The 14,770-nt window shown below is 53.6% G+C and carries 16 protein-coding genes and 3 tRNA genes; 7 read left to right on the forward strand and 12 right to left on the reverse strand.

Translation table 11 applies throughout. The features are described 5' to 3' along the window. Positions 1-46: 46 nt before the first annotated feature. The 8 genes from deoA to HHI26_RS13855 form a co-directional block, all read right to left on the reverse strand. Complete coding sequence (gene deoA, locus HHI26_RS13820) at positions 47-1,366, reverse strand: thymidine phosphorylase (protein WP_133842400.1); 1,320 nt, start codon at positions 1,364-1,366, stop codon at positions 47-49. Between the two features lie 122 nt (positions 1,367-1,488). Beyond that, positions 1,489-2,268: a deoxyribose-phosphate aldolase gene (gene deoC, locus HHI26_RS13825; protein ID WP_171149244.1), complete on the reverse strand. Its 780-nt coding sequence runs from the start codon at positions 2,266-2,268 to the stop codon at positions 1,489-1,491. Between the two features lie 276 nt (positions 2,269-2,544). Continuing rightward, positions 2,545-3,321: a TatD family hydrolase gene (locus tag HHI26_RS13830; RefSeq protein ID WP_171149245.1), complete on the reverse strand. Its 777-nt coding sequence runs from the start codon at positions 3,319-3,321 to the stop codon at positions 2,545-2,547. Then, a complete protein-coding gene (locus HHI26_RS13835; protein WP_159336854.1) occupies positions 3,318-4,367 on the reverse strand; it encodes a patatin family protein in 1,050 nt (349 codons plus the stop codon). The genes HHI26_RS13830 and HHI26_RS13835 overlap by 4 nt, the downstream gene beginning before the upstream one ends. Positions 4,368-4,462: 95 nt before the next feature. Beyond that, positions 4,463-4,624 carry a DUF1328 family protein gene (locus HHI26_RS13840; RefSeq protein WP_133842404.1) on the reverse strand — a complete coding sequence of 54 codons (162 nt, stop codon included), beginning with the start codon at positions 4,622-4,624 and terminating at the stop codon, positions 4,463-4,465. Between the two features lie 129 nt (positions 4,625-4,753). Then, complete coding sequence (gene osmY / locus HHI26_RS13845) at positions 4,754-5,368, reverse strand: molecular chaperone OsmY (RefSeq protein ID WP_133842405.1); 615 nt, start codon at positions 5,366-5,368, stop codon at positions 4,754-4,756. A 283-nt stretch (positions 5,369-5,651) separates the two neighbouring features. After that, complete coding sequence (prfC, locus tag HHI26_RS13850) at positions 5,652-7,241, reverse strand: peptide chain release factor 3 (protein WP_133842406.1); 1,590 nt, start codon at positions 7,239-7,241, stop codon at positions 5,652-5,654. Positions 7,242-7,408: 167 nt separating this feature from the next. After that, complete coding sequence (locus HHI26_RS13855) at positions 7,409-8,056, reverse strand: DNA-3-methyladenine glycosylase I (protein WP_133842407.1); 648 nt, start codon at positions 8,054-8,056, stop codon at positions 7,409-7,411. 144 nt (positions 8,057-8,200) lie between these two features. Here HHI26_RS13855 and yghU point away from each other — a divergent pair, with 144 nt between their 5' ends. Continuing rightward, positions 8,201-9,052, forward strand: a complete 852-nt coding sequence (gene yghU, locus HHI26_RS13860; protein WP_133842408.1) for a glutathione-dependent disulfide-bond oxidoreductase — start codon at positions 8,201-8,203, stop codon at positions 9,050-9,052. An 88-nt stretch (positions 9,053-9,140) separates the two neighbouring features. Here the strand turns inward: yghU and yjjG are convergent, their stop codons facing one another. The 3 genes from yjjG to HHI26_RS13875 are packed head-to-tail and all read right to left on the reverse strand — an operon-like array spanning position 9,141 to position 10,656. Next, the gene (yjjG, locus tag HHI26_RS13865) at positions 9,141-9,818 is read right to left on the reverse strand and encodes a pyrimidine 5'-nucleotidase (protein ID WP_133842409.1); all 678 of its coding nucleotides are present in this window, start codon (positions 9,816-9,818) and stop codon (positions 9,141-9,143) included. 15 nt (positions 9,819-9,833) lie between these two features. Then, entirely contained in the window at positions 9,834-10,274 is a 441-nt protein-coding gene (rimI, locus tag HHI26_RS13870; protein ID WP_133842410.1) for a ribosomal protein S18-alanine N-acetyltransferase, read from the reverse strand. Next, entirely contained in the window at positions 10,237-10,656 is a 420-nt protein-coding gene (locus HHI26_RS13875) for a DNA polymerase III subunit psi (RefSeq protein ID WP_133842411.1), read from the reverse strand. The genes rimI and HHI26_RS13875 overlap by 38 nt, the downstream gene beginning before the upstream one ends. Before the next feature lie 107 nt (positions 10,657-10,763). On the opposite strand from HHI26_RS13875, the gene rsmC reads away from it, so the two are divergent. From rsmC to HHI26_RS13895, 4 genes are all read left to right on the forward strand, one after another. Next, positions 10,764-11,792 (forward strand): 16S rRNA (guanine(1207)-N(2))-methyltransferase RsmC, encoded by a 1,029-nt coding sequence (gene rsmC, locus HHI26_RS13880; RefSeq protein WP_133842412.1) that lies wholly within the window; start codon positions 10,764-10,766, stop codon positions 11,790-11,792. Positions 11,793-12,006: 214 nt separating this feature from the next. Continuing rightward, positions 12,007-12,093: transfer RNA gene (locus HHI26_RS13885), tRNA-Leu, on the forward strand. A 33-nt stretch (positions 12,094-12,126) separates the two neighbouring features. After that, positions 12,127-12,213, forward strand: a tRNA-Leu gene (locus HHI26_RS13890). 34 nt (positions 12,214-12,247) lie between these two features. Further along, a tRNA-Leu gene (locus HHI26_RS13895) sits at positions 12,248-12,334 on the forward strand. Between the two features lie 137 nt (positions 12,335-12,471). On the opposite strand, the gene HHI26_RS13900 is transcribed toward HHI26_RS13895, so the two are convergent. Further along, the gene (locus tag HHI26_RS13900) at positions 12,472-12,708 is read right to left on the reverse strand and encodes a DUF1435 domain-containing protein (protein ID WP_133842413.1); all 237 of its coding nucleotides are present in this window, start codon (positions 12,706-12,708) and stop codon (positions 12,472-12,474) included. A 249-nt stretch (positions 12,709-12,957) separates the two neighbouring features. On the opposite strand from HHI26_RS13900, the gene HHI26_RS13905 reads away from it, so the two are divergent. Next, entirely contained in the window at positions 12,958-14,055 is a 1,098-nt protein-coding gene (locus HHI26_RS13905) for a GGDEF domain-containing protein (RefSeq protein WP_133842414.1), read from the forward strand. 221 nt (positions 14,056-14,276) lie between these two features. Next, on the forward strand, positions 14,277-14,747 hold the full coding sequence (locus HHI26_RS13910) for a YbaK/EbsC family protein (RefSeq protein ID WP_133842415.1): 471 nt from the start codon (positions 14,277-14,279) through the stop codon (positions 14,745-14,747). Positions 14,748-14,770 lie beyond the last annotated feature (23 nt).

Below are 14,770 nucleotides of genomic sequence, written 5' to 3' on the forward strand. Positions count from 1 at the left end.
TCGCGATGAGCGTTAAAAAAATGCGATCAGAACAGAATACTCCTTCTCAGGATATTCTGCGATAAATAACTGGCGTTGAGGCGGGTACGCCCTCCCCAACGGCAACGGCGCGTTTTACCGCGCTGGCCGCTTCCTGCCAGCTGGCTTCATCAGACGCGTGGATCACGGCCAGCGGACGCTGACCGTCCACCGCATCACCCAGTTGCGCCACATCGCTGAAACCTACGCTGTAATCAATACTGTCACTGGCGCGACGACGGCCGCCACCCAGCGATACTACCGCCATGCCAAGTGCACGCGTGTCCATGGCATTAACGATGCCAGGCCTGTCGGCAAACACCGCTTTGCTCAACATCGGTGCAGGCAAATAACTGTCCATCCGTTCAATAAAGTCTGTCGGTCCTTTCTGTGCTGCCACCATACGGGCAAATATTTCAGCCGCACGGCCATTATCCAGCACAGCCTGAAGCTTGCTGCGCGCATCATCTGCCGACGTTGCCAGGCCACCGGAGAGCAGCATCTCGCTGCACAGCGCCATCGTCACTTCCAGCAGTCGCGGATTGCGGTATTCACCGGTGAGGAACTGCACCGCTTCGCGCACTTCCAGCGCATTTCCTGCACTGGATGCCAGCACCTGATTCATGTCCGTCAGCAACGCGGTGGTCTTGCATCCCGCGCCGTTCGCCACGCCAACAATCGCCTGCGCCAGCGCCTCTGATTTTTCAAACGTCGGCATAAACGCACCTGACCCGACTTTCACGTCCATCACCAGCGCATCCAGGCCTTCAGCCAGTTTTTTGGCGAGGATCGACGCCGTAATCAGCGGGATCGAGTCAACTGTGGCGGTAATATCACGTGTGGCATAGAAACGTTTATCTGCCGGTGCCAGTGAGTTGGTCTGGCCAATGATCGCCACACCCACTTCTTTAATGATCTGGCGGAAACGATCGTCCTGCGGAAAAATATCAAAGCCGGGGATAGCCTCAAGCTTATCCAGCGTGCCGCCGGTATGACCAAGGCCACGGCCAGAGATCATCGGTACATAGCCGCCGCAGGCCGCGACCATTGGCCCCAGCATCAGGGAGGTCACATCGCCAACGCCCCCCGTGGAGTGTTTATCCACCACCGGGCCATTGAGATTAAGCGCCTTCCAGTTGAGTACCGAACCGGAGTCACGCATGGCCATGGTTAACGCCACGCGCTCAGGCAGCGACATATCGTGAAAGTAAATCGTCATTGCCAGTGCAGCAATCTGCCCTTCAGAGACCGTGTTATCACGCACACCATTGATAAAGAAACGGATCTCTTCTTCACTTAGCGCCTGTCCATCACGTTTTTTTCGAATAATTTCTTGTGGCAGAAACACGGTAACCCCCGGTATTAATAGCGAAAATGGTTCAACGGGTAGGGCATGCCCTAACCCCTACGGGTAAACAGGATGGTGATACCCGCCGTCACAGCGGTCAGGCAGACCTGACCCGTCAGCTGTTAGTATTTGCTGTCGCTGGTTGCGCCTGAGAAGCCCGCCGCATTTAACAGACTGGCCAGCAGGCTGGAAGCGCCAAAACGGAAATGGCGGGCATCGGCCCAGTCGCTGCCCAGAATGTCATCTGCCAGTTTCAGATACAGTGCAGCATCATCGGCGGTGCGCACGCCACCGGCAGGCTTAAAGCCGACCTGCTGCTTGACCCCTTTTTCGGCAATCACACGCATCATGATTTCCGCCACTGCAGGGGTGGCGTTAACCGGCACTTTGCCCGTTGAGGTTTTGATAAAGTCAGCGCCTGCATCGATGGCAATTTCGGATGCTTTGCGGATCAGTGCTTCCTCTTTCAGCTCACCCGTTTCAATAATTACTTTTAACAGCACGTTAGCGTCTGAACACGCAGTTTTACAGGCTTTTACCAGCTCAAATCCGACGGTTTCGTTACCCGCAATCAATGCGCGATACGGGAATACCACATCCACTTCATCCGCACCGTAGGCGATCGCTGCACGGGTTTCCGCCAGTGCAATATCAATATCATCGTTGCCGTGCGGGAAGTTGGTCACCGTAGCGATGCGAATGTCTGGGGTCCCCTGCTCACGCAGCGTCTTGCGGGCAATCGGAATAAAACGCGGGTAGATACAGATGGCTGCCGTGTTACCACCCGGAGATTTCGCCTGGTGACATAACGCGATCACTTTAGCGTCAGTATCATCCTCATTGAGCGTGGTTAAATCCATCAGTTGCAGCGCACGCAGCGCCTGAGATTTCACATCGGACATCGTTCTCTCCAGACAGGTTTTATGAGGGCGGGGTCGACATATACTCAACCCGCGACGCCCTGTAATGTTAAAATTATAACAGCCAGCATTAGACTATTTTGTGGGTGATTTCACAATAAAAGGATTCTTGTTTCATCATTTTCGCAAGAAATTTGATAATCATCACGCAAAAAGGCGCCACTGAGGCAAATAACGGCGTTCAGCGACATCATAAGGAAATGTTATAATTATAACATTCTGTTTTTCGTTATGTGGAAGGATAAAAGTATAGTCAGCTCACACGCCAAATAGCGTACGGGTGTTTTCTCGCAGAGTATCAGCAATATGTTGCGGGGATTCGGGCCGGAGTGCACACAACGTTTCCCAGACTTCCCTGACCCGCTCCGGACGGTTGGGCTGCCCCTGATACCCCTGTAATGGCATGTCGGGTGCGTCGGTTTCCAGCAGCAACGAAGTCAGCGGCAGCCGGGAAAGAGTCTGCCGAGTTTTACTGGCGCGTTCATAGGTAATGGTACCGCCTACGCCAATCGCATAGCCCGCACGGATAAAGGCCAGCGCCTGCTGTTCGCTGCCGGCAAAACCATGTACCACACCACAACGTGGCAGGCTGATACGGCGCAGATGCATCGCCAGCTTGTCATGAGTGCGGCGTGAATGCAGGATCACCGGCAGGTCATAATCACGCGCCAGCCTAAGCTGCGCATCCAGCAGCGCCTGCTGTCGTTCGAACTGCGGATTGTCGATGTAGAGATCGAGACCAATTTCCCCAATCGCCACCAGCTTCGGGTGCCGCCGTTGCAGATGCTGCTCCAGCACCTGCAAATCCTCAGGCCGATGCTCTGCAATCGCCATTGGATGCACGCCGAGCGCGGCATAAACCGCATCATGGCACTCAGCCAGCGCAATCACCCCATCAAAGCGCTCTGCGGAGACGCCAACAGCAATAATTCGCTCAACGCCTGCGGCAGCCGCCCGTTGCAGGCTGGCCGTTTCATCCCCCACAAACGGCGGAAAATCAAAATGGCAGTGGGTGTCTACAAAGCGCAGCGTCATGCCAGCGATCCTTTATCAAAATCTTCATCATTACCCGGCAACGATGGCAGGTTAATCCCCTGCCGATGCGGTTCATTGGCAACGGGCAGCAATGGCACCACCGGCCGCCGGATAAGACGGTTGCCGTCGTTTAGCCACTGACCGAGCGTGGCAAGAAAATAACGCCCACAGCGGCGGCCAAGGTGATAATCCTGATTGAGCGCAGCAATCCGACTGCCGAGCGCGTTGCTGGCCAGTGGGCGCGGCGGATAGATTTCAATAATGCGCAGCGAATCCGGCGGGTTGTCGATAAAGCGCTGGATCTCGCGATAGCTCTCTTCATGCACCTGCAAAACGTTGATCAGCGGTTGCAGTGCGCCCTCACTCAGCCAGCGTTCAACGCGTTTCAACCACAAAGGAGTATAGGTCATCTGCGAGGGTACCGTGCGGATCACCACTATGGTTTCCGCGCCGCGCCGTGCGGCTTCGCGCACCGGAATGGCATCGCGGATGCCGCCATCAAGATAGCTGACGCCGGAGAGATCAACACCCGGCCGGTAAAAACCCGGAATGGCGCTGGAAGCCTTGATAATGTCATGCCAGGTATCGGCGGTCGGTGAAAAATAATCCGGCGTATAATCGTCGCTTCTGCAGGCACACATATAGAATTCGCGACCGCTGGAGAACAGTTTCTCCCCGGCATCAACGGCCAGTGGGAACTCTTTGCGGGTCACATCGATCAGCCAGTCGAGATCGATCAAATGCCCTCCACGCACAAAACGCAGCGGATCAAAGAACTGTTTACGGGTGGTATAACGGGTGATGACACGGCGAGCGTAGCCCGGTTGGCCGCAGACAAAAGCAGAGAGATTTTGCGCCCCGGCAGAGGTGCCGAGCATCAGATCAAAGGGGTTGAAGCGGGCCTGCTGGAAAGCGTCCAGAACACCGGCGGTGAAGATACCGCGCTGCCCACCGCCTTCGCATACCAGAGCGAGTTTGCCTGGCCGGAAGGGTGTTAACGCCAGTGGCTCAATATTGCCAAGGGTTATCGGAATGCGTGTGCCCAAGCCAGGTATCCTCTCAAGGTAAAGAGAAAGAGGATACCTGTTCTTGGTCAGGTGCGTGAGGCGCTTATTGCTTATTCAGCGACTCAGGCCAGGGACTAAAGTTTTTTACGCCCGGTAAACAGGCTGACAAGGAAAATAATAATACCGACGAAAAACACAATCTTAGCTGCGCCTGTAGCCGCACCCACTAAATTACCGAAGCCCAGGACTGCGGCAATCAGCGCAATAATCAGAAAAATAATACCCCATCGAAACATATGTCTCTCCTTACCAGTAGTGAAGTCTAACTATTTTTTATCATTCACCTCTCCTGCCAGGCAGGGGGAATGTTTGTTCTGTGCAGATGAATCAACTGGCGGCCCCGGTAAACCAGGGCCGCTGGTTTATTACGATTTAACGGTCAAATCGTTTTTAACGCTCTTAACACCTTCAATCGCTTTGGCAATGCCTTCAGCGCGTTCAGACTGCGCCTGGGTTTTCACCGTACCGGAAAGCTGTACCACACCATTGGTGGTTTCCACTTTCACATTGCGCGAAGGAACGATGTCATCAGCTAACAGTTTAGCTTTAATTTCGCTGGTCGTTGCTGCATCACCGGCATAACCGCTAACTGTCTGTTTTGTGCTGTCTTTTACGTGCAGTTTGTCACTAACGGATTTCACACCTTCCACTTTCTTCGCAGCGGCCACGGCCAGTTCAGCCTGCTCCTGCGAAGTCACGAAACCGTTAAGTGTCACCACACCACTGTGTGTTTCAACGGAAATATCGGTGCTTTTAATCGCATCGTTATCCACCAATGCGGCTTTTACCTTAGCGGTAACGCCGCTGTCATCCATGTAGCCACCGACTTTTTTCATAGAGCTATCGATTTTCGAACCCGCGCTATCCGCCGTAGACTCTGTTTTGTTCATCAAGGTGCCTTCTGCCAGAGCAGAACCGCTTACCAGAGCAGAACCTACCACTAACGCCATCAGGGTTTTTGTCATCTTAGTCTTCATCATCGATTCGTTCCTTTTGTCTTTTACCACTCACAACGGTGAGCTTTTCAGTCACAAACGGCGTGACTGTAGTTGTCGGCAATTCGTGCTGCTTTTGCCATTGAACGTTGCAGCCATCGCGCCGCATATTTTTCGTCCTGTAGACATGAATATAGTCGGTAATGAGGATTTCACCGGGAATGGTGGTTGATTTGATGGATAAAGCAGCAAAAAAGAGGGGTTTTAGGAGGAGTCTGTAAAGGTGATTCAGGGCGGACCGGTAAAGAAGGTCCGCCCCTCTGCGGGATTAATGCTCGCGGGTTTTGCGGAACACCACGTCAGGATAACGCTCCTGGGTGATATTCAGGTTCACCATGGTCGGTGCGATATAAGTGAGGTTGTCACCGCCATCAAGCGCCAGGTTGACCTCATTTTTACGCTGGAATTCATCGAACTTCTTCGCGTCACTGCACTCCACCCAGCGGGCGGTTGAGACGTTGATCGCTTCGTAGATCGCTTCCACGTTGTATTCGCTTTTCAGACGCGCAACCACCACATCGAACTGCAGCACCCCAACAGCGCCAACGATCAGATCGTTGTTGTGCACCGGGCGGAACACCTGCACTGCCCCCTCTTCTGACAGCTGTACCAGCCCTTTCAGCAGCTGTTTCTGCTTCAGCGGGTCGCGCAGACGAATACGACGGAACAGTTCCGGGGCGAAGTTCGGAATACCGGTGAACTTCATGTTCTCACCCTGGGTAAAGGTGTCGCCAATCTGGATGGTACCGTGGTTATGCAGGCCGATAATATCGCCCGGATACGCTTCTTCAACGTGCGAACGGTCACCCGCCATAAACGTCAGCGCATCGGCGATCACCACATCTTTCCCGGTACGGACCTGACGCAGTTTCATGCCTTTTTCATATTTACCGGAGACCACACGCATAAAGGCCACGCGGTCACGGTGTTTCGGGTCCATATTGGCCTGGATCTTAAACACGAAGCCGGTAAATTTCTCGTCCGTGGCGCTGACGGTACGTACGTCAGTGTCACGCGGCATCGGTGAGGGTGCCCACTCCACCAACCCGTCCAGCATATGGTCAACGCCGAAGTTACCCAGCGCCGTACCAAAGAATACCGGGCTTAATTTACCTGCCAGGAAGGCATCGCGGTCGAACTCATGCGAAGCCCCCTGCACCAGCTCCAGCTCATCACGCAGCTGTGCCGCCAGGTCTTCACCAATCGCCGCGTCAAGCTCCGGATTATCCAGCCCTTTGACGATGCGCACTTCCTGAATGGTATGGCCTTTACCGCTCTGATAAAGGTAGATTTCATCTTTGTACAGGTGGTAAACGCCCTTGAACAGTTTGCCACAGCCGATAGGCCAGGTGATTGGCGCACAGGCGATTTTCAGCTCGCTCTCAACTTCGTCCATCACTTCCATCGGATCGCGGATGTCACGGTCAAGTTTGTTCATAAACGTCAGGATCGGCGTATCACGCAGACGGGTAACTTCCATCAGCTTACGGGTACGATCTTCAACGCCTTTTGCGGTGTCAATCACCATCAGACAGCAGTCAACCGCCGTCAGCGTACGGTAGGTATCTTCGGAGAAGTCTTCGTGCCCAGGGGTGTCCAGCAGGTTGACCAGGCTACCGCGATAAGGGAACTGCATCACCGAGGTGGTGATCGAGATCCCACGCTGTTTTTCCATCTCCATCCAGTCAGATTTTGCATGCTGGTTAGAGCCACGGCCTTTTACCGTACCGGCGGTCTGAATAGCCTGTCCGAACAGCAGCACTTTTTCAGTGATGGTGGTTTTACCGGCATCCGGGTGAGAAATGATGGCAAAAGTGCGGCGACGAGCCACCTCTTGCATAAACGGTGCATTTGACATGAAGCTTCTTCTGGTTTGGCGCTGTGCCAGTGCACGGCAGAGCGCGTGCGACGGTTTTCACAGCCGATTAATCAATAATGGTCGGCATTTTCGCCTATCCCGGCGTCAGACACAATGACTGACCGGCGCTTATTCAACCGAAAGCGTGCGCGCAGGCTTACTGCTCTTCAGTACGGCCTGTGCAATGCCGCACGTTCAGCTTCACACTCGGCCCGGCAGCCGCAGCCCTCAAGGTGATCGTTCACCAGCCCCAGCGCCTGCATCAGCGAGTAAGTGGTCACCGGTCCCACCCACGTCCAGCCCCGTTTTTTCAATGCTTTCGACATCGCTGTCGCTTCCGGTGAGGTGTTTTGCGTTTGCCAGTAATGCAGGTCAATGCGCTGTGGGCGATCGGCTGCTGTCGGTTCAAACTGCCAGAACCAGGCTGCCAGTGACCCGGCTTCTGCCACCAGTCTCTGCGCACAGCGGGCATTGTTAATCGCGGAGAGGATCTTGGCGCGGTTTCTGACAATGCTTTTATCTGCCATCAGTCGCGTCACATCCTGCTCGTCATACTGCGCGACGAGAGAGAAATCGAAACCGTCGAACGCACGGCGAAAGTTTTCGCGCTTGTTATAAATCATCTGCCACGACATGCCAGAGTGAAAACTTTCCAGGCAGACTTTTTCAAACAGCAGGCGATCGCTCACCACAGGCCTGCCCCATTCGCGATCATGATAGTCAGGCATTGTCGCCTGCCAGGCGCAGCAGCGCCGTCCATCCAGGGTTGTTATCAGCCCCTCCTGCTCAAGATGCGCGTTGTCAGATGCCGCCATTTTTCCTCTCCTTTTGATCAACAGTGCTCATTGAGGATAAACCTGGGGTTGCAGAGAATGCTATATGTGAACTGTATTTATCGGCATGGTCCATACTTTCAGGCCATCGCGATCACGTTCCCCTAAGAAAGGACCATTACTGCTATGAGTAACAACGACTATCAACCAGCCAAAGTCTGGAGCGAGAATAAAGGTCTGGGTGGCACCTGGGGCAGCATTAACCGCCCAACCGCGGGTGCACGTTCTGAAGCCAGCCTGCCCGTCGGGAAACACCCGTTGCAGCTCTACTCCATGGGCACACCAAACGGCCAGAAAGTGACCATCCTGCTGGAGGAGTTGCTGGCACTGAACGTGCAGGGCGCGGAATATGACGCGCATCTGATCCGCATTGGTGAAAGTGAGCAGTTCACGTCCGGTTTTGTTGCGGTTAACCCGAATTCAAAAATCCCGGCGCTGCTCGACACCACCACGGTTCCGGGCACTCGCGTGTTTGAGTCTGGTGCAATCCTGCTGTATCTGGCGGAGAAATTCGGGCATTTCCTGCCAAAAGATGCGGCGGGACGTACTGAAGTGCTGAACTGGTTATTCTGGCTACAGGGCGCGGCGCCTTATCTTGGTGGCGGCTTCGGGCATTTCTATCACTATGCCCCGGTCAAAATTGAATACGCCATTGACCGGTTTACGATGGAAGCCAAGCGTCAGCTCGACCTGCTGGATAAGCAACTGGCAGAGCATCGCTACATTGCCGGAAACGAATACAGCATTGCCGATATCGCTATCTGGCCGTGGTATGGCGCGCTGGTGCAGGGATTGATGTATGAAGCCGCAGAGTTTATTGATGCCGCCTCATACAAAAATCTGGTGCGCTGGACCGAAGAAGTCGCACAGCGCCCGGCCGTCAAACGCGGCCGCATCGTCAACCGGACATGGGGTGCGCCGGAAGAGCAGTTGCCTGAACGTCACGACGCATCAGATTTCGACAAACTGGGGCGGTAAAACACCTGACCGGGCAACGTAAACGGGCCGATCGAAAACAATGATCGGCCCCTACACGTCGGGGGCGTGCCTTTTTTTCGGTCCGCCCTTACACTAATTTATCCTGGAGTTCTTTCAGCGATGTGACCTGCCAGGTCGGGTTGATCCCTTCCGGCTGCGCCCGACCCTCAGCATTCAGCCAGCAGGTGGCCAGACCCGCATTAATCCCCCCCAGAATATCTGAATCCGGGTTATCCCCGACCATCAACACCCGCTCACGCGCAGGATTGCCCATGCGGGTCAGCGCATAATCAAAGATCGCCGGATGCGGCTTGGCATAGCCCACCTGCTCAGAAATCACCAGCAGATCAAACACGCCCAGGAAGCCGGTACGTTCCAGACGCGCCTGTTGAAGGGCCGTAAAACCGTTGGTGATGATGCCTATTTTCACCCTGCCCTTCAGCGCATTCAGCAGGTCGACGGCACCGACCAGCGGCGTGCAAATCTCAGCCATTGCGCTCAAAAAGCCACTGTTCAGGTCCTGAGCGGTGACATCCAGCTTCGCGGCCCAGCTCTCAAAACGCTGATGCTGTAACTGCAAGGCGCTGATCGCCCCGTTCTGATAATCCACCCACAGCGGCTTATTAATCGCCTGATAATCATCGTAATCGGCACGGCTAAACTGCACGTCGTACTGCTGAAACAGACGCTGCAAACCGGCAAACGCATCGAAGTGGAATAACGTGTCGTCAGCGTCGAATAAAATCCAGTCCCAGTCTTTTAGCATCAGTGAGGTTCCCTGTTAAATAGTTAAAGCCATCATGATCGCGTCTTCTTTACCGTCTATCGTCGGATAATAGTTGCGGCGTATTGAGACTTCATTGAAATCCAACTGCTCATAAAGCGCGATAGCCGCCGTGTTAGACGCGCGCACCTCCAGCCACAGCGTCAGTACGCCGCGCTGTTCCAGCTCGCTAATCAGATGCTGTAACAGCTGGCGCCCGAGGCCACGGCGCTGAAACGCCGGATCAACGGCCAGGTTAAACAGCGTAGCTTCATCCAGCACGACCTGCGTAATGGCAAAGGCGGCCAGCACGCCGTCCACCTCCAGGCGAAAGTTCAGGTAACGTTCGCCCTGATTGCTGGAGAAGGTTTTTTCTGACCAGGGAAAAGCGTGGCTGCGCTGCTCAATGGCAAACGCCTGTTCAAGATCGTTCGGGGTGAGTAAAGAAATCTGATTCATGTTGGCAAATCTGCAGCCAGAGCGCCCGTTTGGCGTCGGCATTGTGATAAAGCTCCGCCAGCAAAGGCGAAGCCAGTTGGGTTCCGGCCAGTGGCACCGGAGCATCGAGCCCTAAACACCAGCTGGCACAGCGGGCGTCATCCGGCAGCATCATAAGTTGGTCAGGGGTAAATATCTGCACCTGCGGCTCATGCAGGTTCAGTGCGCGCAGAACGTCCATCACTAACGGATCGTTCAGCACCGGGGGCGTTTCTGCCACAATCACCAGGCGAATTTCTGCGGGCAAGGTCACCGCAATTTCCCCCTGCAAGGCACGCGGACGCCGCAGCGTATACTGCGTTATGCCCATTTGCTGTAATAACCAGTCACGTCTGGAAGACATCTTTTTTTCCTGTCTGGTCGCCTGATTGCGTCGCCATGCTAGCAAATTCGTCGAAACTGCGCCAACAAACGACTATAATCGCCGCTCTGATTTATAAGGAGCCATCGATGTCCGCATTTACCCCGGCCAGTGAAGTGATACTGCGCCATAGTGATGAGTTTACTGAACGCCGCGTGCTGTTTGCTGGTGACCTGCAGGATGACCTGCCCGCCCAGTTGGAAACGGCACTGAGCCGGGTACATACCCAGCAATACCATCACTGGCAGATCCTCAGCCGTGCCCTTGGGGAAAGCGCCCATTATGGCCTGGTTGCCACCGCTGAGGTGGTCGCCGACTGCAACACTCTGGTCTATTACTGGCCAAAGAACAAACCAGAAGCACAGTTCCAGTTACAGAATCTGCTGTCACTGCTGCCCGTGGGCTGCGATATTTTCGTTATCGGCGAAAACCGCAGCGGCGTTCGCAGTGCGGAGCAGATGCTGGAAGGCTGGGCAACGGTCACTAAGATCGACAGCGCTCGCCGCTGTGGTCTCTATCATGGCCGCCTGGACAAGCAACCGACCTTCGACGTTGACAGTTTCTGGGATGAATACCCGCTCGGCGATCTCACGATTAAAACGTTGCCTGGCGTGTTCAGCCGCGATGCACTGGATATTGGCAGCCAGCTGCTGCTCTCCACCCTTAAACCGCACACCAAAGGTAAAGTGCTGGATATGGGCTGCGGCGCCGGGGTGATTGCTGCCCTGCTGGCCAGTCACTCGCCGAAAGTGCGCCTGACGCTGACCGACGTGAATGCGGCGGCAATTGAAGCCAGTAAAGCCACGCTGGCGGCGAACCAGCTCGAAGGTGAAGTGTTCGCCAGTAATGTCTACTCCGACATTCCGGGCCGCTTTGACATGATCCTCTCCAACCCACCGTTCCATGACGGCGTGCAGACCAGTCTGGATGCTGCACAGACGCTGATCCGGGGGGCCATTACTCACCTTAACACCGGCGGTGAACTTAGGATCGTGGCGAACGCCTTCCTGCCTTACCCACAGGTGCTGGACGAAACCTTTGGCAGCCATGAAGTGCTGTTGCAGAACGGACGCTTCAAGGTTTACCGTGCCGTGAAAGGCCGTCCACCGAAGAAATAATCCTCTGTGACGTGTCGGATGATGGCACCGGGCGAGGCTTGCCTCGCCCCTGGGATTTCAACTCAGAATCCGTAGGGGTCAGGGCCGCATGAGCCGCTTCCGTTGGTTTTCCAGGCGATTGTTTCGACAATAAGAAATAACTGTTGACGTACTTCATAAAATCTCTAGAATGCGCCTCCGTGGTTGCGATATAACGTTGTTATGTTGCGGGTATGCGAAGGTGGCGGAATTGGTAGACGCGCTAGCTTCAGGTGTTAGTGTCCTAACGGACGTGAGGGTTCAAGTCCCTCTCTTCGCACCAAAAACCACGTTGTTCATATTACGCAGCATCTGCGCGAAGGTGGCGGAATTGGTAGACGCGCTAGCTTCAGGTGTTAGTGTCTTAACGGACGTGAGGGTTCAAGTCCCTCTCTTCGCACCAAATGCGGTGATATGAATAGAAAGTTCAACAGGACGCGAAGGTGGCGGAATTGGTAGACGCGCTAGCTTCAGGTGTTAGTGTCTTAACGGACGTGAGGGTTCAAGTCCCTCTCTTCGCACCATGTTGAATCCCTCTGCAGTGACTCCCACGATACCCTTCTGATTTCATTATTCATCCGCCTTATCTTTATCCATACCGTACTTCTGACGCCAAAACGCTCCCTGCTATTTGTTTATCAGCCCGGATGATCTCCGCTGGTCAGATCGTCGTAAAATTCACTGAAATCGCCGCAAGACCGCCAGCCAGTGCGATGCAGGAAGGCAGCAGCATATAGTGGCGCAGACGCTTGTGAAACAGCATCACCACGGTTGCCAGAAATGCCACGACCATCAGCACACGCCACTCACTGAATGACAACTCCATTAACGCCACCAGCGGCATCATGGCGCAAGGAATCAGTACACCCCACCCACTGTCCAGTCTTTTACCGATCATCCCGCTAACCCCACACAACCTCAAATGATAATGATTACCAATAGCATATGATAGTTTTTATCACTTTGCAGCAACATTGTTGAAACTTTGTCCCTGCGGATGACAGCCCCAGGTTTAAGTGGTAAATTGGCAACGATTACCATTCAGAAAAATCTAATAATAACGGCTCTAAACTATTCCAATTACGAGATATCAGTCGAGTCTGCGTGCCAGCACTTTGATATTTCAGGGCAGTCACGAGTAACTATAATGAAATTACAAAGCTACGATGAATTGCTTCACAGCAAGCATCGGCTATCGCTGATGCTATTTCTTTTTTTAAACACAGCTACCGCCATCTTTTGTCTGTTTAATGTTAATAGCATTGCCACATCCATGGTTACTGTACCAACGGCAGCCATCATAATATTGAGCATTACGTTGTTAATATGGATGGTTTTAAAACCTTTAGGTCAATTTCCGCTATTAAATATTGCCGCACTGCTGACAGGATTACTTTGGGCATGGCAAATCGTATTGAAGTATCACCAGAGCTTTTATTTTGATGGCAGCTATCTGCTGATCGCTCTGGTCAGCGTATTCTTTATCAGTGCGATTGCGCTGGGCGATCACCTGTTCGCCTTCTGTCTGCACACCCTCCCGGCGTCTGTGGCGGTACTGGTGCTGGATCACGGCCAGAATACGTTGGTTATCCTCTTTACCATCATCCTGCCGCTGTTTGGCTTTACCCTGCACCATCTGATGCAACGGCGGCGCGATAACTTTACCCGGCGCCTTGTCAGCCAGTTGTATGAAGAGAAAGAGACCTACAGTGACCTGAGCATGTTGGACCCGCTCACCGGGCTGTATAACCGACGCGGACTCAAAAACCGTCTGGAAAATATTCTCGATAATCATGCCGGCAGCCACTTCGTCCTGCTGCTGGATATTGATCATTTCAAAGCTTATAACGACAACTATGGCCATGCGATGGGAGATCAGGCGCTGGCTCGCGTTTCAGTGGCTATCCGTGACGCGGTGCGATCACGCGATATCGTCACACGCTACGGCGGTGAAGAGTTCCTGGTATTATTGACGAATGTTAATGAATCGATTGCGATGAAGCTGGCAGAGCGTATTCGCCAATACGTACTGGATCTGGAAATTCCTCATCGTTTTAATGATCGGGTAGCGACACATGTCACCATTAGCGCCGGGATTGCCCCGTTGATTGAAGATGACTTTGATAATGCCCTGGCCAATGCTGACCGTGCGTTATATCTGGCAAAAAATCAGGGCCGTAATACCATCCTCTCTCATCAGGATATGATAAAAAAACCGCTTAACCAGCCCGCCGATGCACTTTAAAAATGAAATTGGCCTTTTTTAGGGCCAATTCATTTTAAAAACTTAACCTTTTTTTTAATACAAACTCCCGCCAAACAGCCTACCATTAAGGTATTAGCGCGAATTAAGTTTTTTAATGATTAATATCTCAGTTTATTCTTTACCAGTGAATACCTGTTTTTCCGTTTTACAGACCGCTGACAATATGGCAATTTTATCTCCTTAAAAAGCAGGAGATAAGCATGAGTCTGGAGTCTGTACGGCAGTTTTTTGCCGATCGCGCACCCGAAATTGACATCATTGAACTGTCAGAAAGCACTGCCACCGTTGCCCTTGCCGCCGCCGCCCACCGGGTTGAACCGGGGCAGATTGCAAAAACGCTGTCACTCAAAGTGAAAGACCAGGTGGTATTGATCGTGACCCGTGGCGACGCCCGGTTGGATAACCGCAAACTGAAAGAGGCGCTGGGTGCCAAAGCCCGAATGCTGAACACCGATGAAGTGGTAAGCCTCACCGGGCACCCGGTGGGCGGCGTCTGCCCGTTTGGTCTGGAAAATCCGCTGACGGTGTATTGCGATATCTCGCTCAGGGACTATCAGGAAGTCCTGCCCGCCGCAGGTGCCATCCACAGTGCAGTACGCATTTCGCCAGAGTATATGGCACAGCTGACCGATGCCAAATGGGTTGATGTTTGCCAGCCCCCGGCCCTGTAAGCACACAGGGTCAGGCATGCCTG

This window comes from Erwinia sp. JH02, from assembly GCF_013074405.1.
Taxonomy (GTDB): Bacteria; Pseudomonadota; Gammaproteobacteria; order Enterobacterales; family Enterobacteriaceae; genus Erwinia; species Erwinia rhapontici.